This is a genomic window from Priestia sp. FW507-14D1A (assembly GCF_058781295.1).
Genome location: NZ_JBYSWQ010000004.1, coordinates 239,618 through 260,707, shown reverse-complemented (window position 1 = coordinate 260,707; position 21,090 = coordinate 239,618). Strand labels below are relative to the sequence as shown.

Sequence of the window (21,090 nt, the reverse complement as noted above, 5' to 3'; positions counted from 1 at the left end):
AAGAACATACATTTGATTAGCTCCTGTTATAAGTAAGGTAAGCCACCATACAATATGTATTGGTGGAGACGGTGGGAGTCGAACCCACGTCCAGAAATATCGCCACTTAAGCGTCTACGAGTGTAGTTGGCATATTGATCATTCGCGAGCTGTTCTGCCTACCAACAGGCGTCCCAGTCGCTAGTCTGATTATTCTCTTCCTTCGTCCTCAGACGGCGAACTCCGGCGTAGCCCACTTAAAGTGAGTCCCTTACCCTACCACATGGGCGATGGAGGGAGGAACCGCTAAGCTACTATTATGCAGCTAAAGCGAAGTTATTGTTAGATTTGCCAGTTATTATTGGCGTTGATGTTTTAACGAGGCCATCTCCTCGACTCGCAACCTAAGCTCGAACTACCCCTGTCGAATCCGTAACGTCCCCATATAAAAGGGAGTCGGAATGTGTAAGAAAAAATCTTACATCAGATAGCGACTTCAGTGTGCAAAATGAAATCTAACTGATAACAATACTTATTATATCACAAAATGAGCATTTTGCAATTGTAAGATTTTGTAATGTTACATCTTTTGACGATCACGAAATGCTCGTTCGATATCGCGCTTCGCTTCTTTTCGCTTCAAGTCTTCACGCTTGTCATATTTCTTTTTACCCTTACCAAGCCCTAGTAAAACCTTTGCGTATCCATTTTTTAAATACACTTTTAAAGGAACTAATGAATAACCCGTTTCTTTTGAATAGCCAATTAGCTTGCTGATTTCACGCTTATGCAGCAATAACTTTCGTGTACGCAACGGCTCATGATTGTATCGATTTCCTTGTTCGTAAGGACTAACGTGCATATTGTGTAGAAATACTTCTCCGTTTTGCACACGAGCAAAAGAGTCCTTTAAATTTACACGCCCATTACGAATTGATTTGATTTCCGTTCCTTGTAGAACAATACCCGTCTCATATGTTTCTTCAATAAAAAAGTCGTGGCGGGCTTTTTTGTTTTGTGCAATTAATTTCCCTTCACCTTTTGGCATAAAACGTTCCTTCCCTTCAGCCGTACTTACGTATATGTATGATATTATGTATCATTTTACTGTATGGAAATCTAAACAACAACTAAAACGTTTAATGGAGCTGTTTTGAAGCAGAAGGAATACCCTTCTGCTTCACTGCTGTCGATTTCGATTATTTGCGCTTTTTCTTTTTGCGCTTAACGTTTGGGGCACCCTCGAAGAATCTCTTTTTCTTTTTCTTCTTTGGCTTTTGAGTAGACCACTCTTCATTTTTGCTTCGGCTGCCCTCGCGACCTTTTCCTTTATCATCTTTGCGTGACTTTTGTTTTGCTTTAATCACTTTAGGACGGTCTTTAGATAAGCGTTTGCGACTTTCTTTCATTCCTACAATAATAAAATCAACTGAACGCTCGTCTTTATTCACATCGGCAACTTTCACTTCAATTTCGTCTCCAATTCGGAAGACATTGCCCGTTTTCTCTCCAATCATTGCATAGTGACGCTCGTCATAACGATAATAGTCATCTGTTAAGTCACTGACATGAACTAAACCTTCAATCGTATTTTCTAGCTCCACGAACATTCCAAAGTTAGTAACAGAGCTAATAATACCATTAAATACTTCCCCAACTTTATCAGCCATAAACTCAGCTTTTTTCATATCGTCCGTTTCTCGCTCAGCGTCAACTGAACGACGTTCCATATTAGAAGAATGCTCAGCAACATCAGGCAGAAGTTCGCGCCATTTTTCTTGCGTTTGCTGATCTGTTTTTCCTTCAATTAAATACGTGCGAATGAGACGATGAACGATTAAATCCGGATAACGACGGATTGGAGACGTAAAATGTGTATAGAACTCAGCTGATAAACCAAAGTGGCCTAAACTTTCTGCTTCATATTTCGCTTGTTTCATCGAACGAAGCATAACAGTTGAAATAACCATCTCTTCAGGCGTACCTTTTACTTCTTCTAAAATATCCTGTAGCGCACGCGGATGAATATCGTTTCCTGTTCCTTTCACCGTGTAACCAAAGTTTGTAATGAACTCTAAGAAACGAGTAAGCTTCTCTGCATCTGGATCTTCATGAATACGATAAATGAACGGTACGTTCATCCAATGAAAATGTTCTGCTACTGTTTCATTCGCCGCTAGCATAAATTCTTCGATTAGCTTTTCAGCAACCGAACGTTCACGCAAAATAACATCGTGGGGATGGCCATCATCGTCTACTAATACTTTTGCTTCTTTGAAATCAAAATCAATGGCACCGCGATCCATTCTCTTTTTACGAAGAATAGCTGCTAGCTTTTCCATACGCTCAAACATCGGAACGATTGGCTCGTAGCGTTCTAACACTTCTTCGTCTTTATCCACTAAGATTTTGTTAACGTCTGAATACGTCATTCGTTCTGTCGTTTTGATGACACTTTCAAAAATCTCATGTTTTACTACTTCACCCTGTGGATCGATTTCCATCTCACAAGAAAGCGTAAAACGGTTAACTTTTGGATTTAATGAGCAAATTCCATTAGATAAACGGTGAGGAATCATCGGAATAACTCGGTCTACTAAATAGACGCTTGTTCCGCGCTCCGCTGCTTCTACATCAATCGGAGAACCTTCTTTAACGTAGTGACTTACATCTGCAATATGGACGCCTAATTTGTAGTTTCCATTTTCAAGCTCTGTAACCGTTACGGCGTCATCCAAATCTTTTGCATCTGCTCCGTCAATGGTTACAATAACTTGATCACGAAGATCGCGGCGGTTGCCGATATCTTTTTCGTCAATCGTTTCAGGTGTATCAATTGCTTGTGTTAAAGCATCAGCAGGAAATTCTTGAGGAAGACCGTGCTTATGGATCACAGAAATGATATCGATCCCCGGATCGTTTTTATGTCCAAGAATTTGAACAACTTTTCCTTCTGCGTTCATGCGGCCTTCCGGATAGGTTGTCAGTTCTACTACTACTTTATGGCCTTCAACGGCACCGTTTCTTGCTGCTTTGGGAATAAAGATATCACCTGCAATTTTTTTGTCATCCGCAATCACAAAGCCAAAATTTTTGCTTTGCGTATACGTACCTACAATTTGCTGGGTACCTCGTTCTAAGATTTTTACAATGGTTCCTTCACGACGAGCACCTGATGATTCTGATGACACTCTTGCAAGCACAATATCTCCGTGCATAGCATTGTTTGTTTCAGTAGGGGGAATAAATACATCACCCGCATCTTTTTCTTCAGGAACTACGAACGCAAACCCTTTTGCATGTCCGCTTACTTTCCCTTTAACAAAATTCATTTGTTCCGGCAGCCCGTAGCGATCGTTTCTTGCCCGGATAATTAAACCCTTCTCTTCCATAATAACAAGTGCCTTCACAAACTCTTTGAATGACTCTGCATCCTCAGTATTAAATTCTTTTGCAAGCTCTTGGACAGTCAAAGGTTTGTAATTATCCCTTTTCATAAAATCCAATATTTCATTTATATAGGGCTGATTTTCTTCTTTCACATCATGTCCCTCCTTTTTCTTTATTCGTATTATCTCTATCACCAATCAAGTGATTCCAAAAATGCATATACATCCTCGTGAAGCTGATCACGCTCTTTATCAAAGGTAATGGTATGACCAGATTCTTCGTACCATTTTATATCTTTTGTAGGAGACTCGACGCTATTATAAATAATATTAGCGCTGTCTGTATTAATCATATGATCATGACGACCTTGTACAACAAATGTCGGTGCATAAATCATATCAACTGAATTTCGCACTTCAGCGATTAATTCCTGTAAAGACTTTAATGTGTTCATTGGTGTTTGCTTGAACTCTTCCATTTCTTGTTCAATCTGTTCAGACGATTTACCTTCACGCTTTTTATATTCGCGTGCATACGCTAAAACACCTTCATACATGACTTCTTCACTCTTTATATACATAGGGGCGCACATAGGCACAATACCCTTTATAGGTACAGTGTAACCTAATTTCAGTGAAAATACGCCACCTAGTGAAAGACCTACAGCGGCAATACTTTCATGACCTTTGCTTTTCAAAAACTCATAGCCGTCCATGACATCTTTCCACCAATCTTTTGGACCAGTATGAACAAGTTCTTCAGGGGCTACGCCATGTCCTTTGTAATGAGGTGCGTGGCATGTGTATCCTTTTTTCTCTAAAAAACGACCTAACATACGAACATCAGCAGAATTTCCGGTAAAACCATGAAGTAATAAAACAGCTTTTTCGCCGCCTTCAAATGTAAATGGCTTTGGTTGTGCAATTTTCATATATCATTTAACTCCTTTTAGTTATAATATCTGCAGTCCTAATAGAAAAAAACATGTATTTATGTGACGGTCATCACATAACAAGAGATGTGGCCGTCGACTTTTACGCTTTTATACTATATTTAGTACTTTTTTCTAAAGGTATATTATATCATTACTTAAAAATGAAATTAAAGTATTCAACACGCCCATTAAAAAACCACCTAATACATAAGTTGGTATACACCAAGTACATATGCATTAGGTGGCAGTCTATCCAGTAACATATTAAAGTTTGAAATAAGATACAGCAAGTGTTAACACAAAGAATAAGATAGATAACACTACTGTCAAACGGTGTAAAACTAAGTCAATTCCACGTGCTTTTTGTTTCCCAAATAACGTTTCAGCTCCACCGGAAATAGCTCCAGATAATCCAGTAGTTTTACTTGATTGTAAAACGACCACAACAATCAAAGCAATTGAAACAATCACTAGCAAAGTAATCAGCAATGTATGCACTAAGACACACCTCCTACACCAAGTAATAATCAATCAGCGGGGTTTCTTCATCCCTTCTGATTGGCATTACCGGGGATAAAGTACGCGCACTACGCTAAGGTTAATTTATCATAAAAAACCCTCTCGTACAAGTAATGGCAGTGAAATACACCGGATTTTAACGTAAAAAAACGGATGACAATCGTCATCCGTTTTTTATACTTTCAACTTATTTTTTTAAGTTGTAGAAAGATTTAGCGCCATCGTATACAGCTAAAACACCTAGCTCGTCTTCGATGCGTAGTAATTGGTTGTATTTCGCAATACGATCTGTACGGCTCATAGAACCAGTTTTGATTTGACCAGCGTTTGTTGCAACAGCGATATCAGCGATTGTTGCATCTTCAGTTTCACCAGAACGGTGAGAAACTACTGCTGTGTAACCAGCACGTTTAGCCATTTCGATAGCTTCGAACGTTTCAGTTAATGTACCGATTTGGTTAACTTTGATAAGGATAGAGTTACCTACGCCTTGTTCGATACCTTGAGCAAGTTTTTTCGTGTTTGTTACGAATAGATCGTCACCAACAAGCTGTACTTTTCCGCCAATGCGCTCAGTTAATAGCTTGTGACCATCCCAGTCATTTTCGTCTAAACCGTCTTCGATTGAAACGATTGGGAATTCGTTAACTAACTGCTCGTAGAAATCTACCATTTCAGCAGAAGTTACGCCTGTACGGCCTTCGCCTGCTAAATCATATTTACCAGTTTCTTTGTTGAAGAACTCAGAAGAAGCTACGTCCATACCTAATTGGATGTCTTTACCAGCTTCGTAACCAGCTTTTGTGATTGCTTCTACGATTACTTCTAATGCTTCACGGTTAGAACCTAAGTTAGGAGCGAAACCACCTTCGTCACCTACAGCTGTGTTTAAACCTTTAGCAGATAAAACAGATTTTAACGCGTGGAATACTTCAGCACCCATACGGATTGCTTCTTTGAATGTAGGAGCTCCTACAGGTAAGATCATGAATTCTTGGAAGTCAACGTTGTTATCAGCATGAGAACCACCGTTGATGATGTTCATCATTGGAGTTGGTAATTGCTTAGCGTTGAATCCACCAAGGTAACGGTATAATGGAAGACCTACGAAATCAGCTGCTGCGTGAGCTACTGCCATAGATACACCAAGAATAGCGTTGGCACCTAATTTACCTTTGTTTTCCGTACCATCTAGCTCAATCATAAGGCGGTCGATACCGATTTGATCAGTTACGTCCATACCTACTAATTCAGGAGCGATAATTTCGTTTACGTTTTCTACTGCTTTTAATACACCTTTACCTAGGTAGCGAGATTTGTCACCATCGCGTAATTCTACTGCTTCGTATTCACCAGTAGAAGCACCACTTGGTACTAAAGCGCGTCCGAAAGCGCCTGATTCAGTATATACTTCAACTTCAACTGTTGGGTTACCGCGAGAATCTAATACTTCGCGTGCATAAATGTCAAGAATTGCTGGCATTTTAAAACTCTCCTTTATAATTAATTATTTAATTAATGTTTTACCTGTCATTTCTTTTGGCTGTGCTACATCTAGAAGAGTAAGCATCGTAGGAGCTAGATCTCCTAGAATACCGTCTTCACGAAGCTCTAAGCCTTGTTTGGTTACGATTACTGGAACAGGATTCGTTGTATGAGCCGTCATTGGATTACCTTCAAGCGTAATCACTTCATCAGCATTACCATGGTCTGCTGTGATGATTGCTGTACCGCCTTTAGCTAAAATTGCATCTACGATTTTGCCTAAGCACTCATCTACTGTTTCAATCGCTTTTACCGTTGGTTCTAACATACCTGAATGGCCAACCATATCAGGATTTGCAAAGTTTAATAAAATAGCGTCTTGCTTATCGCCTTCGATTTCTGCAAGCAACGCGTCCGTCACTTCATAAGCACTCATCTCAGGTTTCAAGTCATATGTTGCTACTTTTGGTGAATCGATTAAGATACGTGTTTCACCAGGAAACTCTGCTTCACGTCCACCGCTCATAAAGAACGTTACGTGAGGATATTTTTCTGTTTCGGCAATACGAAGCTGCTTTAAGTTATTTTGAGATAATACTTCACCAAGCGTGTTATCTAAGTTATTTGGCTTAAAGGCTACATATCCGTCAACTGTTTCGCTGAAGTGAGTTAAACATACAAAATGTAAGTTTTTCGGATGTTTTTCACCGCGATCAAATGAACGGAAATCTTCGTTTGCGAACGTATTTGAAATTTGAATTGCGCGATCTGGACGGAAGTTGTAGAAAATAACTGCATCTTCGTCTTGAATTGTCGCAACTGGCGATCCGTCTTCTTTTGTAATAACAGAAGGTAAAACGAATTCGTCATAGATTCCATTTTCATACGAATCTTTTACGCACTCTTCAGCGCTTGTATATGATGGACCTTCGCCGTAAACCATTGCGCGGTATGATTTCTCTACACGCTCCCAGCGTTTGTCGCGGTCCATTGAGTAGTAACGTCCTGAAAGTGTTGCAATTTCACCAACGCCGTACTCTTCAATTTTTTCATTAAGTTCTTTTAAATACGTTTCAGCAGATTGAGGTGCTACGTCACGACCATCTAAGAAGCCATGAATGTAGACTTTTTCTAAGCCTTCACTCTTAGCTAGACGCAATAATGCATATAGATGTTCGATATGACTGTGTACACCGCCATCAGATAAAAGCCCGAAAAGATGAAGGTTTGTACCCTTTTCTTTTGCGTGCTTTACAGCTGCTAGAAGCGTTTCGTTTTGTTCAAACTCGCCTTCACGAATTGCTAAGTTTACACGAGTTAAGCTTTGGTACACAATTCGGCCTGCGCCGATGTTTAAGTGACCTACTTCAGAGTTACCCATTTGGCCTTCTGGTAAGCCTACAGCTTCTCCAGACGCCTGAAGTGTAGCATGAGGATACTCGTTCCAGAAACGGTCGAAGTTTGGTTTTTTTGCATGTGTTACCGCATTACCTTTATCTTCATCGCGTAATGCAAAACCATCTAAGATGATTAATGCTACTGGCTTTTTACTCATTACTTACCAGCCTCCAAAAGCTGTAAGAAAGAATCTGCTTCTAAGCTTGCTCCACCTACTAAAGCTCCGTCAATGTCTGATTGAGACATATATTCTTTGATATTAGCAGGTTTTACGCTACCGCCGTATTGAATACGTACAGCATCTGCAACATCTTGAGAGAATTGTTCTGCAACAACGCTACGGATGTATGCACAAACTTCGTTTGCACCTTCAGCAGTTGAAGATTTACCTGTACCGATTGCCCAGATTGGCTCATATGCGATAACCGTTTGTTTTACTTGCTCATCAGTTAGACCAGCTAATGCTTTTTGTACTTGATTAGCTACAACTGTTTTTGTTTGATCTTGTTCGTACTCTTCGTTTGTTTCACCGCAGCAAACGATTGGTGTTAAACCGTGTTTGAATGCAGCAATTGTTTTTTGGTTTACTGTTTCGTCCGTTTCAGCAAACATTTCACGACGCTCAGAGTGTCCTAAAATGACATAGTTCACACCTAAGTCTGCTAAAGCAACAGGGCTCACTTCTCCAGTGAACGCACCGTTTTCTTCAAAGTGCATGTTTTGTGCACCAATTTTTAAGTCTGTGCCTTTAGTCGCTTCTACTAAACGATCTAAAAATAGTGCAGGTGCACATACTACTGATTCTACGCTTTCAGGAGATGGTACTGCTCCTTTTACTTCTTCAACAAAGCTAGTTGCTTCAGAAAGTACTTTGTTCATTTTCCAGTTTCCTGCAATAATTGGTTTACGCATGTATAACACCGTCCTTTGTTTATTGTGGGTTTTCCCTTCACGCGTTAGATGTCCAAGAGGGTGCTGTTAAAAGTGATTCGGTCCCTTTTATCTCTTGGTCATCCATCTTCGCTGCTTGATAATTTTTTATATTATCAGTCGTCAGGTCGGTCCTCCGTCTTACTGAAACATAAACTTACTTATCGTTTAATGCAACTACGCCTGGAAGTTCTTTACCTTCCATAAACTCTAGTGACGCACCGCCACCTGTAGAAATATGGCTCATTTTATCAGCTAAGTTGAATTTTTCAACAGCTGCTGCAGAGTCTCCTCCGCCGATTACTGAATATGTGTCAGTTGCTTCTGCTAAAGCTTCTGCTACTGCTTTTGTTCCGTTAGCAAATGCATCTAATTCAAATACACCCATTGGTCCATTCCAAATAACTAACTTAGAGTTTTTGATTACGTCAGCATAGATTTCACGCGTTTTCGGTCCTGCGTCTAAGCCTTCCCAATCGCTTGGAATATCTTCAATTGATACAACTTGAATATTAGCATCATTTGAGAAGTCATCTGCTACTACCACGTCCACTGGCATGTAGAAGTTTACTCCGTTTTTCTTAGCTTTTTCCATGAAAGATTTTGCAAGTTCAATCTTGTCTTCTTCAAGAAGTGATTTACCTACTTCATGGCCTAGTGCCTTAATAAATGTGTAAGAAAGTCCTCCACCGATGATTAAGTTATCTACTTTATCAAGCAAGTGGTCAATTACACCGATTTTGTCTTTAACTTTTGCTCCACCAACGATTGCAGTAAATGGACGTTCTGGGTTTGATAATGCTTTTGAAAGCACATCAAGCTCTTTTTCCATTAAGAAACCTGCTACTGCTGGAATATGTTGTGCAATTCCTTCTGTTGAAGCATGCGCACGGTGAGCTGCACCGAATGCATCGTTTACGTACACGTCTGCTAATTCAGCAAATGCTTTTGCTAATTCAGGATCGTTTTTCTCTTCACCTGGGTAAAAACGTACGTTTTCAAGTACTAAAACATCGCCTTCGCTCATGCCGTCGATTGTTTTCTTTACTTCTTCACCAAAAGCTTCGTCAGCTTTTGCAACGTCTTTACCAAGAAGAGCTTGTAAACGTTCTGCAACAGCATTTAGACGTAACTCTTCAACAACTTCGCCTTTTGGACGTCCAAGATGGCTAGCTAAAATTACTTTTGCACCTTGTTCTACTAAATATTGAATAGTAGGGATAGCTGCACGAATACGAGTTTCGTCTGTTACTTTTCCGTCTTTCATTGGTACGTTAAAGTCTACGCGACAAAATACTCGCTTTCCTTTTACATCGATGTCTTTCAACGTTTTTTTGTTCATCGTTAAAAGGCCTCCTTAAGTATTTATGGTACTAAGCAAGTAGGCTTCTATGTAATCATCAATCCACAAACCACCGTAGATTTCATTTTATATATTGGCGCCTTTCTATATAAAGTGAAACTCCAGTTAGCTGCTTATGACGCTTTTTCATGTAGAAGCCAATACATAAATCAAGGAAGAGGGGGTATGCCCCTCTCTTCCTTAGCAAGTCTTATTATAGTCGTTCTATTTTCAGATATCCAATAAAAAAGGAAAGTCTAGTCGATTTCTGTCTTATTGAATAAAATAGAAGCGAATTTTAAGTTATTCTTATAGTCCTTTAGCAGCGATGTATTGAGCAAGGTCTACTACACGGTTAGAATATCCGCTCTCGTTATCGTACCAAGAGATAACTTTAACCATGTTACCTTCCATTACCATTGTAGATAATGCATCGATTGTAGAAGAGTTGATGTTACCATTGTAGTCACCAGATACTAGTGGCTCTTCGCTGTAACCAAGGATGCCTTTAAGATCGCCTTCAGCAGCTTCTTTAAGAGCGTTGTTTACATCTTCAACCGTTACTTCTTTGTCAAGTTCAGCAACTAAGTCTACTAAAGAAACGTTTGGAGTTGGAACACGCATAGCTCCACCGTTTAATTTACCTTTTAATTCAGGTAATACTAGAGATACAGCTTTAGCAGCACCAGTTGAAGTTGGGATGATGTTTTCAGCAGCTGCACGAGCACGACGGTAATCTTTGTGTGGTAAGTCTAAGATTTGTTGGTCGTTTGTGTAAGAGTGAACTGTTGTCATCATTCCGCGTTTAAGACCGAACTTGTCATTTAACACTTTAGCAAATGGCGCTAAGCAGTTAGTTGTACAAGAAGCGTTTGAAATTACGTTGTGGTTAGCCGCATCGTATTTGTCTTCGTTAACACCCATTACGATTGTGATATCTTCGTCAGATGCTGGAGCAGAGATGATTACTTTTTTAGCTCCTGCTTCTAAGTGTTTCGCAGCGTCAGCGCGTTTTGTGAAGAATCCAGTAGATTCAACAACGATTTCTACGCCTTGTTTGCCCCAAGATAATTGAGCTGGGTCACGTTCAGCAGAGATTTCGATTGTTTTACCGTTTACTACTAAGTTGCTACCATCTACTACTACTTCTGCATCTAATTTTCCGTGTACAGAATCATATTTTAAAAGGTGAGCAAGCATGTTAGCATCTGTTAAGTCGTTGATTGCTACTACTTCAACGTTATCATTTTTTAAAGCTGCGCGGAATACATTACGGCCGATACGACCAAATCCGTTAATACCAATTTTTACTGCCATGGGTATTTCCTCCTTGAATGTAAAAAGTATTTTTTATATGAGGGATTAATTAAAATCCCTTACTAACTCTTTTGCGGCGCCTTCATCTGTAATGAGAATCGAATCATGCGCTTGTTGCATAAACGCTTTAATTGCCTTTGCTTTTGATGAACCTCCTGCAACAGCAATAACACATTTATTGTTCTTTAAATCATCGAGTTGTATGCCAACTGTTTTAACTTTATGAACAACTTCGCCTTGATGATTAAAATAGTATCCAAATGCCTCACCTACAGCATGTCCATTTTTCACTTTTTCTAAGTCTGCTTGTGGTGTTTTACGGCGTTCTGCCATTGTCATAGCGTCTCCTATTCCGTGAACAACCATACCAGCGGACTTAATTAAATGAAGCATGTCTTTAATAGATGGTTCACCGATAATGGATCGGTATGCTTCATCACTAAGCTGATCTGGAACATGAAGCAAGCGATAGTGACTCATGGACTTTTCAGCCATCTTAGCACAAATCGTATTTGCTTGGTTTTGTACATTTTCACCTAGCCCTCCGCGAGCAGGTACAAAAAGTACATCAGGGTGTTTTAAATCAGGTGTCATCATTTCGGCAACGGCGGCAAGCGTCGTACCACCTGTAACAGCAACGGTATTTTTTTTACCAACAAGGCGCTCCTTGATACACGAAACAGATGCTCGACCCATTTCATTTTTGACCCAAGGAGACTGATCACTATCTCCAGATACAACAACAACTTCTGATAAAGAAAACGCCTCTTTTAATGTTGTTTCCAATAACCGAAGTCCTGAAACTTCCTTCATTACTTCTTCTAATTCAGCCAGAAGGAGCTCTCCCTCATTTGTAAGCGTCATTCCACTAGGGTAAATGTCAATCAAATCTTGTTCTTTTAAGAATGTTACTTCGCTTCGTAACACACGCTCTGTTAGCCCAAGGCTTACAGCTAAGTTTCTGCGGCCAATCGGCTGCATTAAACGTATGTATTGCAAGATTTGATAGCGCTTTTGCATAACTGAGAGAAGTTCAGGTAATAATTTTCGTTGTACTTCTATTAAAGAACGCATGTTAAAATCCCCTTAAGGCATAAACTCGCTGGACACATTTTGTCCCGTATAGACATATTATGTCCCACCTTGCGCAAAAAAAATTCACCCTGCTACAAAATCTATTCTAACAGGAGTGAATCCTTTATTCAACTCATGTGTTGCCTATTTTTAAAAGTAAGCGTTTTCTTAATGGAATACCTGTTATTTTTCCATATTCCACTTCTTCTCCGTCCATTTCTACTACAGGAATCGTAAGATGATATTTTTCCAGCCACTCATCGTTTTTATAAATATCTCGTTCAATAAGCTGAAAGGGAAACTCCGACTGCAGCTCTGCAAGCAGCTTCTTTGCATCATCGCATAAATGACAGCTATTTTTGGTATACAGTACGACTTCCACATTCCCACTCCTTTACTGCGTGACAAAAAGTTTTCGTTGACTGGATGGTAGAACGTTTAATTGATCTCGATATTTGGCTACCGTTCTTCTTGAAATAGTAACGTTATAATTGCTTTGCAAGACGTTAGCCAACTGCTGATCAGAAAGCGGACGCTGTTTGTTTTCTTCTGATACTAGCTTTTTAAGCAGTTCTTTTACGTGAGTTGTAGAAGTCGCTTCGTTGTTGCCCAGTTGAATACTAGTTGAGAAAAAAGATTTCATTGAAAAGGTGCCAAAAGGCGTTTGAATATATTTGTGCCGAGTAGCACGGCTAATCGTCGATTCATGCACGGAGGTTTGTTCCGCTACTTCCTTCATTGTTAAGGGTTTCAAATACGAAGGACCCTTTTTAAAAAATGCTTCTTGTTCAACAAGTAAGGTATTCATTAATGCGTTTAATGTATCTTTGCGTGTGTGTAAACTTTTCATAATCCATTGAAATTCACGATATTTCTCTTGTAAATAAGAAAACATTTCTTGGTTTTGCCTGTTTTTCAGCTGAAGTTTGTATTGTTCATTCACTGAAAGGCGTGGTTCCAAATCCTCATTTGCATAAGCGACGACATTTCCATCTTCAATTTTTACAATAAAATCCGGTACAATGAATCGTTCATTGGACTTCATATAAAATGATCCAGGACGAGGATTTAATTTTTTAATCTGTTCATGTAATTGTTGAAGAGCTTCAAGTGAGATTTGACATAACTTTGAGATTTTCATCCATTTTTTATACGCAAATTCCTCAAAATGATGTGTCAAAATTTGCTCTATTTTTTCTGTCCATTGATTACTTCTTTTTAATTGAAGCATTAAGCACTCTTGTAAACTTCTCGCCCCTACTCCTGCTGGGTCCATCTGCTGCACAAGCTGGAGGGCCTTTTCAACCTGCTCCTGATCTTGGCCAAGCTGGTTAGCAAGTATGATTAACTCATCGTGCAAATAGCCAGCATCATCCAGGCTATTAATAACAAATTCAACGGCTGCCTGCTCACATTCATCTAACTTTAATAATGCGGATTGATTCATTAAATGTTCGTACAGCGTTTCTTTAGGAGCTGGTATACTGCTCATATAATCTGTTGAATCAGAAGTTGCATGATTTTTTTGATTGTGAGATGTATAGACGGGCAGCTCTGAAAAATCTATAAGCGGATTTTGAAGCGCCTGCTCATGTAAAAACGCTACAATATCCATCGATGAATATTGTAAAAGAGAAATAGCTTGTGATAATTCTTTTGACATCGTCAGCTTTAACGACTGCTGCTGAAATAATCCAATCTCCATTATTTCTCCCCTCCCCTTCATCTATTTTACTATAAAAACGCTTTCAAAGAGCATGTAACTATTTTTTATATGTAATTTTTTCATCAAAAAATCTTCGTCAACCTTTGTTAACGAAGCGGTTCATCCTATTTTTAATTACTAACCATCAAAAAAGTAATAGAGCTATGCACCTTTATAACTTTTCATTATAATTCGCACCAACCACATGATCCGAGTAATAATCCGACATGACGTTTTCTTCGTCATGTCGAATTTTCTGCATGTGTATAATATATAGAAAAATTGCTTATTGAATGGTTTGTGCCATTTGCATAAACTTGTCCAAGTTTTCTTCGTCATTTTTCGTGAAGATGGTTAGCTTCATCGGTTTCTTTCCTTTAACCAGCACGGCGTTTACCGTATGATCGCCAGATGTGGCTTCATACCAAACAGAATCTTTGAAGATTCCGTTCTCTTCAAGATTCTTTTTCTCTGCTGCATTTTTATTAACTGCTGTTGCCGTTTGTTTAACAGATTGAGCAGCGTCATCCATCGATGCTTCTGATGAAAGCATTTCAATACGCATAAATTGAGAATCATCTGAAGTTAATACTAACGCATCTTTTCCTGGTTCTTCACCCGTTAGTTTATAGCCGTCCATTACTTGAATAGAATAATCTTGTTCTGGGCTTTTTGTTAGTTTTGTTTCTGAAGAAGACGTTGACTGTCCATCTTCCGCTGTTTCGCTAGTTGATGATTGACTTCCTGAAGGTTTGGCTGAGGCCTCGGAAGAATCCGCATCTTTTTTCGAATCTTCTTTTGCAGCGCCTGATGTTTGATCAGATTTAGAAGCCTTATCTTGCTGAACATTCTCTGCTTGATCATTAGACTTCGGCTGAGCAGAATCTTCGTTCGTCCCGCATGCAGACAGCAATAGTGCTACCGATGCACTGACAATGAAAAGTTTGTTCACATATTTCATATTTATTCCTCCTCGGTGTTTCTTTTCCTTATATACTGTTTTATAGTATTCTGACAAATTCTGCAACCGGTACAATGGAATTAATTTCTTGCTTCTTTGCGCGTATAAAGGGTTAGAGGAGAAAAATAAATATTATTTTTTGAGAATATGAGCCTTTTTGCTCAAAATAAAAAACGTTGCGTAATCCGCAACGTTTTAAGACGCCCTCGACAGGATTCGAACCCACCCTAAGAGAACCGGAATCTCTTGTGCTATCCACTACACTACGAGGGCATATTTGTCACAACTTCCATTATAGGAGAGAAAACTTCTCTTTTCAATAGAATACTACGTTTATTTTTTTTAGAAGGGGGAAAAATTTTAATAATGTCAAAGAGGAATACATAGTCTTTTAAGCGAATATGTGTAGTAGAGGTTCTTTTGTTTGACCTTTATTGACCATACGTGTATTATAGGTACATAACAAATTATTCTTGTTAAGGAGGAATTTAATATGAACTTAATTCCTACAGTTATTGAACAAACAAACCGTGGTGAACGTGCTTATGACATTTATTCACGTTTATTAAAAGACCGCATTATTATTTTAGGTAGTGCTATTGACGATAATGTAGCTAACTCAATCGTTTCTCAGCTTCTATTCTTAGCTGCTGAAGACCCAGAAAAAGATATCTCACTTTATATCAACAGTCCAGGTGGCTCTATTACAGCTGGAATGGCTATCTACGATACGATGCAATTTATTAAGCCAAAAGTTTCTACAATTTGCATCGGTATGGCTGCATCAATGGGCGCTTTCTTACTGGCTGCTGGTGAAAAGGGCAAACGTTTTGCTCTTCCAAACAGCGAAGTAATGATTCATCAACCTCTTGGTGGTGCTCAAGGACAAGCTACTGAAATCGAAATTGCGGCAAAACGTATTCTATTCTTACGCGAAAAACTAAATTCAATTTTAGCTGAGCGTACAGGTCAACCGTTAGAAGTGCTACAACGTGATACAGATCGTGATAATTTCATGACTGCTGAACGCGCTTTAGAATACGGGCTAATTGACAAAGTATTAGAAAACGACCCTAAATAAAAAAAAGCCTTTCCCGCAGCGGGAAAGGCTTTTTTATGCATCGTTCTCTACGTAAGCTACTAACGCATCCATTGCTTCTTTTTCATCTACCCCTTCAACAATGAGCGTAATGAGAGAACCATTATTAATCGCTAAGCTCATTAACCCCATGATACTCTTAGCGTTGACTACTTTCTCATCTTTCTTCAAGTACACATCAGATGTAAAACGAGTTGCTTCTTGCACAAACAGTGCCGCAACACGAGCTTGTAATCCCGTTTTTAATTTTACTTCTACTTGTTTTTCCATGATAAAATCCTCCCCCTTGCAATTCCCCTTATGTGACTGGCTGACCGGCGCGAAGCTTGTCTGCTATTTGGTCAATTTTACGCAACCGATGGTTAATGCCCGATTTGCTAATTTGACCTCCAGATACCATCTCACCAAGCTCCTTTAACGTAACGTCTTGGTATTCCACACGTAAACGAGCAATTTCTCTTAGCTTTTCTGGTAAGATGTCTAATCCAGCTGTTTCATCAATATAACGAATGTTTTCCACTTGACGAATAGCCGCTCCGATCGTTTTATTTAAGTTAGCTGTTTCACAATTAACTAAGCGATTAACGGAATTTCGCATATCTCGGACGATTCTTACATCCTCAAACCGTAAAAGAGCGTTATGGGCTCCAATGATATTTAGAAACTCCGTAATTTTTTCAGCTTCTTTTAAATAGTTAATATAGCCTTTTTTCCGTTCTAATGTTTTACTATTCAATTGAAATTCGTTCATTAAATTGCATAAAGCTTCGTTGTGCTCTTCATACAATGAAAAGATTTCAAGATGGTACGATGATGTCTCTGGGTTATTAATAGAACCGCCGGCTAAAAATGCGCCTCTTAAGTAGGATCGCTTACAGCATTTTTTTTGTACTAGCTCTGGTGAAATACGATGTGTAAACGTGAACCCTTCTTCTACAATTTTTAAGTCTTCCAAAAGCATTCTCGTTTTTTCTACTAATCGAACAATATACACATTGTTTTTCTTCAACCGCATTTTCTTACGCACAAGCAGTTCTACTGACACATCATAATTTTTCTTAAGCAGGACATAAATGCGCCGAGCAATTGCTGCGTTTTCTGTTTGAACATCAACCGTGAATTTTTTATTTGAAAAAGAAAGTGAACCATTCATTCGAATTAATGCAGAAAGCTCTGCTTTTGCACAGCAATCTTTGACTTCTAAATTCGTTAACTCTTTTTTTGTTTCTGATGCAAATGACATAACTTCACCTCCAATCTACATACGGAAATAGTGTTAAACACCCGTATTCGCTTTACCTTGCAGCGATGTCAGCATAGAATACACAAGCTTTGCTACTTTTTTTGTATCATGCCTAATTACGCTGCCGTCATACTGAATAATTTGATCTTCAATCACTTCTAACCCTAACTTTAGCAATACTTCACGATCATATTCTACAGGCTGAGCCTGCTCTACTTGATATTTCTTTTTCAAAGGTGCTGGAATAGGTGCATTATTGACGATAATCGCATCTAAAAATGCACACGGCATATGATTGTAAAGCGCTTTAATATGATCACTTGCCTTAAAGCCTAATGTCTCACCCGGCTGCGTCATCACGTTGCATACGTACACTTTCTTTGCTTTTGTCGAACAAAGCTCGTTACAAATATCCTGCACCAGTAAATTCGGCAAAATACTTGTATAAAGACTTCCGGGCCCCAACACAATTAAATCAGCGCGTCGAATCGCTTTTATTGTCTCGACAAGCGGTTTCACATCAGCGGGCGATAAAAATACTTTATTAATTTTTTTATTAACTTCTGGAATTTTAGATTCACCTGTTACGATGGATCCATCTTGCATCTCCGCATGCAGCACAACACTTTGATTAGCTGCTGGAAGTACTTTCCCTCTGACGTTTAGTACTTTGCTCATTTCTCGTATAGCATGCACAAAATCGCCAGTAATAGACGTCATAGCTGCAAGCAACAAATTGCCAAGAGAATGGCCTGTAAGCTCATTTCCTGTATCAAATCGATGCTGAAAAAGCTCTTCAACTAGTGGCTCTACATCAGATAAAGCAACTAGCACATTTCGAATATCACCAGGAGCAGGGATTTCAAGTTCATCGCGCAATCGGCCAGAACTTCCCCCGTCGTCTGCTACGGTTACAATGGCTGTAAGATCAAGAGGGTATTCCTTCAACCCTCTTAACAGCACTGGTAAACCCGTTCCTCCCCCAATGACGACAACTTTTGGAAGCTGTTCACTGCTCATCTATGATTTTCCTTTCTCCTCTCAATGTCACGATGAGAAATATGAGTTTTGTATTCATTCTGGAAATGGTGACCTAAATATTCAGCTAGTGTGACGGAGCGATGCTGTCCGCCTGTGCAGCCTATAGCAATGACCAGCTGGCTTTTACCTTCTCGCTTGTACTGTGGAAGCATAAACGAAAGTAAGTCTACTACTTTTTCAATGAACTTTTGAGTTTCCGTCCATTTTAATACGTAAGAAGAAACCTCTTCTTCAAGCCCCGTTTTAGGACGCATATGGTCAATGTAGTGAGGGTTTGGCAAAAAGCGCACATCAAAGACTAAATCAGCGTCAATAGGCACACCATATTTAAAACCAAACGACATCACATTAACAGTAAAAACCTGTGAAGCGTGCGACGAAAACTGAGTTAAAATTTTCTCTCTAAGCTCTCTTGGTTTTAACTCTGACGTCTCATAAATAAGCTGAGCTCTTCCCTTTAACTCCTCAAGAAGCTCACGTTCCATACCAATTCCTTCTAAAGGTAAACCCGAAGGAGCTAGCGGATGTGAACGTCTCGTTTCTTTATAGCGCGTCACCAATACAGAATCTTTTGCATCTAAAAATAAAATTTGTGGCGTGACCCACGTTGTTTCACTCATGTTATCTAATGCTTCAAACAAGCTTTCAAAAAACTCTCTGCCTCGCAAGTCCATAACAAGAGCAACTTTATTCATTTTATTCCCTGACTCTTTCATGAGTTCTAAAAATTTCGGTAGCAATGTAGGGGGTAAATTATCTACACAAAAGAACCCTAAATCTTCAAAACTCTGAATTGCTACTGTTTTTCCTGCACCTGACATTCCAGTAATAATCACTAATTGAATATCGCTTACAGACCCAGTACTCATTTTCCATCCCCCTCAATCTATGCATACATGTCTATTTATCATTAACAAGGATCAATTCGATAAGATAATAACTCGAAATCTGTTGTATACGTAAAGTTGCCATAAATAACACCCGACCCTTTTGCTACATAATCGATAATGTGATGATCTCCCGGTGCCATCGGCAATTCACTTACTTCACTCAAATTATGCCAACCGAGTTTGCCTTCTTCTGATTCTAGCACATTTGTCCCATCAAAATCTGTAGCAAAAAAAGTAAACATCATCCATTCAGATGAAATTTGATCGTTTTCTTTCATCGTAAAAGTAAAGATACCTTTTACAGTGGGATTTTTCAAATAAATTCCCGTTTCTTCACGAAATTCTCTTACAACAGAGTCTTTTACAGATTCTCCTTGCTCCATTTTCCCACCCGGGGCCACCCACCAGTTTCGTCGTGGCTTTTGAAGCAACAATACTTTATCATCTTTCATTAATACACAATTTGTGACCCTTTGCATGTTTTCCACCTCATCATATGTATACTGACATTTTCTTTTATTATACTACGAAACAAACTTCTCTCACAACGGAGATGAACTAACTATTACTAAATTTTCTGAAAATAATCCATTGCTGTTATATACGTAAATTCAATCTGTTATAGTCACAAAAAAGAGGCATAGGAACACGTCCTATGCCCGACATATATATATTTTATAAAAGGGGGTCAATTACTATCTATATAGTACCCCATCAATGTTTCACAGGTGTTACAGAACAGTTAAAACCGAATTACGTTTTGTAAAAGATTGATTTCAGCCTTATTGCTGAATAGCTTTTAACTTTTCTTTTAACTCTTCTACATAGTGCTGAGCCGCTTGAGCAGCAATGCTGCCATCGCCTGTAGCTGTTACAATTTGACGAAGAGCCTTTTCACGAACGTCTCCAGCTGCGAACACACCTGGTACTTTTGTTTCCATTTGCTCGTTCGTTTCAATATATCCTTCTTTATTCGTGATGTTTAGGCTTTCGAATGGTTTTGTTAGTGGAACCATTCCAACATAAATGAATACGCCGTCCGCACCAAACTCGCGCTCTTCACCTGTTTTTGTGTCTACTAACGTTACGCTGCCTACTTTACCGTCTTTTTCTTTTACTTCTTTGACCGTTGTATTCCAAATAAAATCAACTTTTTCGTTATCAAATGCACGCTGCTGTAGGATTTTTTGCGCACGAAGCTCATCGCGTCGGTGAATAATTGTTACTTTTGTTGCGAAGCGTGTTAAATATACGCCTTCTTCAACCGCAGAGTCTCCACCGCCTACAACGACTAGCTCTTTACCTTTAAAGAATGCACCGTCACATACAGCACAATAAGATACGCCGCGGCCGCCTAGTTCTTTTTCTCCTGGCGCACCTAATTTTTTATATTCAGCACCAGTAGCAACGATTACTGAACGTGTTTTATATTCTTTGCTGCCTGCACGAACTGTCTTGTATTCTTCTCCGTCGATGATTTCTTTAATATCACCGTACGCATATTCCGCACCGAATTTTTTTGCATGCTCAAACATTTTGTTAGAAAGGTCAGGACCAAGGATATGATCATAACCTGGATAGTTTTCTACATCTTCCGTATTAGCCATTTGACCGCCTGGAATTCCGCGTTCAATCATTAATGTTGATAAATCTGCACGAGATGTATATACAGCAGCAGTCATACCTGCTGGGCCTGCCCCAATAATAATGACATCATAAATTTTTTCTTCTGTCATCGCTTTACACTCCTTTTAGGAAATTCCTTCGTAGTTGATTCCAAATT

20 protein-coding genes, 1 tRNA gene and 1 other RNA gene are annotated in these 21,090 nt (G+C 39.1%); 1 reads left to right on the top strand and 21 read right to left on the bottom strand.

All coding sequences use genetic code 11. The annotated features are described in order from the left end of the window. Positions 1-60: 60 nt before the first annotated feature. The 15 genes from ssrA to AC3WJG_RS16870 form a co-directional block, all read right to left on the bottom strand. Positions 61-422: a transfer-messenger RNA gene (gene ssrA / locus AC3WJG_RS16940) on the bottom strand. 137 nt (positions 423-559) lie between these two features. Then, entirely contained in the window at positions 560-1,027 is a 468-nt protein-coding gene (smpB, locus tag AC3WJG_RS16935; protein WP_013059694.1) for an SsrA-binding protein SmpB, read from the bottom strand. Positions 1,028-1,178: 151 nt separating this feature from the next. Beyond that, the gene (gene rnr, locus AC3WJG_RS16930) at positions 1,179-3,521 is read right to left on the bottom strand and encodes a ribonuclease R (RefSeq protein WP_013059695.1); all 2,343 of its coding nucleotides are present in this window, start codon (positions 3,519-3,521) and stop codon (positions 1,179-1,181) included. A gap of 38 nt (positions 3,522-3,559) precedes the next feature. Beyond that, the gene (locus AC3WJG_RS16925; protein ID WP_013059696.1) at positions 3,560-4,300 is read right to left on the bottom strand and encodes an alpha/beta hydrolase; all 741 of its coding nucleotides are present in this window, start codon (positions 4,298-4,300) and stop codon (positions 3,560-3,562) included. A gap of 267 nt (positions 4,301-4,567) precedes the next feature. After that, positions 4,568-4,801, bottom strand: a complete 234-nt coding sequence (gene secG / locus AC3WJG_RS16920) for a preprotein translocase subunit SecG (protein ID WP_013059697.1) — start codon at positions 4,799-4,801, stop codon at positions 4,568-4,570. Between the two features lie 208 nt (positions 4,802-5,009). Beyond that, positions 5,010-6,305, bottom strand: coding sequence for a phosphopyruvate hydratase (eno, locus tag AC3WJG_RS16915; protein ID WP_013059698.1), 1,296 nt, complete (start codon positions 6,303-6,305; stop codon positions 5,010-5,012). A gap of 24 nt (positions 6,306-6,329) precedes the next feature. After that, a complete protein-coding gene (gene gpmI, locus AC3WJG_RS16910; RefSeq protein ID WP_028409643.1) occupies positions 6,330-7,862 on the bottom strand; it encodes a 2,3-bisphosphoglycerate-independent phosphoglycerate mutase in 1,533 nt (510 codons plus the stop codon). Beyond that, on the bottom strand, positions 7,862-8,617 hold the full coding sequence (gene tpiA / locus AC3WJG_RS16905) for a triose-phosphate isomerase (RefSeq protein WP_013059700.1): 756 nt from the start codon (positions 8,615-8,617) through the stop codon (positions 7,862-7,864). Before tpiA ends, gpmI begins: the two co-directional genes overlap by 1 nt. A 175-nt stretch (positions 8,618-8,792) precedes the next feature. Continuing rightward, positions 8,793-9,977: a phosphoglycerate kinase gene (locus AC3WJG_RS16900; protein WP_013059701.1), complete on the bottom strand. Its 1,185-nt coding sequence runs from the start codon at positions 9,975-9,977 to the stop codon at positions 8,793-8,795. Between the two features lie 309 nt (positions 9,978-10,286). Continuing rightward, the gene (gap, locus tag AC3WJG_RS16895) at positions 10,287-11,294 is read right to left on the bottom strand and encodes a type I glyceraldehyde-3-phosphate dehydrogenase (RefSeq protein WP_013059702.1); all 1,008 of its coding nucleotides are present in this window, start codon (positions 11,292-11,294) and stop codon (positions 10,287-10,289) included. Between the two features lie 45 nt (positions 11,295-11,339). Beyond that, entirely contained in the window at positions 11,340-12,368 is a 1,029-nt protein-coding gene (locus AC3WJG_RS16890) for a sugar-binding transcriptional regulator (RefSeq protein ID WP_013085386.1), read from the bottom strand. A gap of 133 nt (positions 12,369-12,501) precedes the next feature. Then, entirely contained in the window at positions 12,502-12,750 is a 249-nt protein-coding gene (locus tag AC3WJG_RS16885; RefSeq protein ID WP_060745836.1) for a glutaredoxin family protein, read from the bottom strand. A 12-nt stretch (positions 12,751-12,762) separates the two neighbouring features. Beyond that, positions 12,763-14,073 (bottom strand): RNA polymerase factor sigma-54, encoded by a 1,311-nt coding sequence (rpoN, locus tag AC3WJG_RS16880; protein ID WP_028409645.1) that lies wholly within the window; start codon positions 14,071-14,073, stop codon positions 12,763-12,765. Positions 14,074-14,359: 286 nt separating this feature from the next. Then, entirely contained in the window at positions 14,360-15,034 is a 675-nt protein-coding gene (locus tag AC3WJG_RS16875; protein ID WP_028409646.1) for a DUF8580 domain-containing lipoprotein, read from the bottom strand. Between the two features lie 201 nt (positions 15,035-15,235). Next, a tRNA-Arg gene (locus tag AC3WJG_RS16870) sits at positions 15,236-15,307 on the bottom strand. Positions 15,308-15,527: 220 nt separating this feature from the next. Here AC3WJG_RS16870 and clpP point away from each other — a divergent pair. After that, positions 15,528-16,115 carry an ATP-dependent Clp endopeptidase proteolytic subunit ClpP gene (clpP, locus tag AC3WJG_RS16865; protein WP_013059707.1) on the top strand — a complete coding sequence of 196 codons (588 nt, stop codon included), beginning with the start codon at positions 15,528-15,530 and terminating at the stop codon, positions 16,113-16,115. A 33-nt stretch (positions 16,116-16,148) separates the two neighbouring features. Here clpP and AC3WJG_RS16860 read toward each other — a convergent pair whose 3' ends face one another. From AC3WJG_RS16860 to trxB, 6 genes are all read right to left on the bottom strand, one after another. Continuing rightward, the gene (locus AC3WJG_RS16860) at positions 16,149-16,403 is read right to left on the bottom strand and encodes an HPr family phosphocarrier protein (RefSeq protein ID WP_013059708.1); all 255 of its coding nucleotides are present in this window, start codon (positions 16,401-16,403) and stop codon (positions 16,149-16,151) included. Positions 16,404-16,431: 28 nt separating this feature from the next. Further along, entirely contained in the window at positions 16,432-17,376 is a 945-nt protein-coding gene (gene whiA, locus AC3WJG_RS16855; RefSeq protein ID WP_013085390.1) for a DNA-binding protein WhiA, read from the bottom strand. Positions 17,377-17,409: 33 nt separating this feature from the next. Further along, on the bottom strand, positions 17,410-18,396 hold the full coding sequence (locus tag AC3WJG_RS16850; protein ID WP_013085391.1) for a gluconeogenesis factor YvcK family protein: 987 nt from the start codon (positions 18,394-18,396) through the stop codon (positions 17,410-17,412). Beyond that, positions 18,393-19,286 carry an RNase adapter RapZ gene (gene rapZ / locus AC3WJG_RS16845; protein ID WP_013059711.1) on the bottom strand — a complete coding sequence of 298 codons (894 nt, stop codon included), beginning with the start codon at positions 19,284-19,286 and terminating at the stop codon, positions 18,393-18,395. The genes AC3WJG_RS16850 and rapZ overlap by 4 nt, the downstream gene beginning before the upstream one ends. 41 nt (positions 19,287-19,327) lie before the next feature. Continuing rightward, positions 19,328-19,786 carry an 8-oxo-dGTP diphosphatase gene (locus AC3WJG_RS16840; RefSeq protein ID WP_013059712.1) on the bottom strand — a complete coding sequence of 153 codons (459 nt, stop codon included), beginning with the start codon at positions 19,784-19,786 and terminating at the stop codon, positions 19,328-19,330. A gap of 303 nt (positions 19,787-20,089) precedes the next feature. Further along, positions 20,090-21,043, bottom strand: a complete 954-nt coding sequence (gene trxB, locus AC3WJG_RS16835; RefSeq protein ID WP_025752588.1) for a thioredoxin-disulfide reductase — start codon at positions 21,041-21,043, stop codon at positions 20,090-20,092. Between the last annotated feature and the right edge of the window lie 47 nt (positions 21,044-21,090).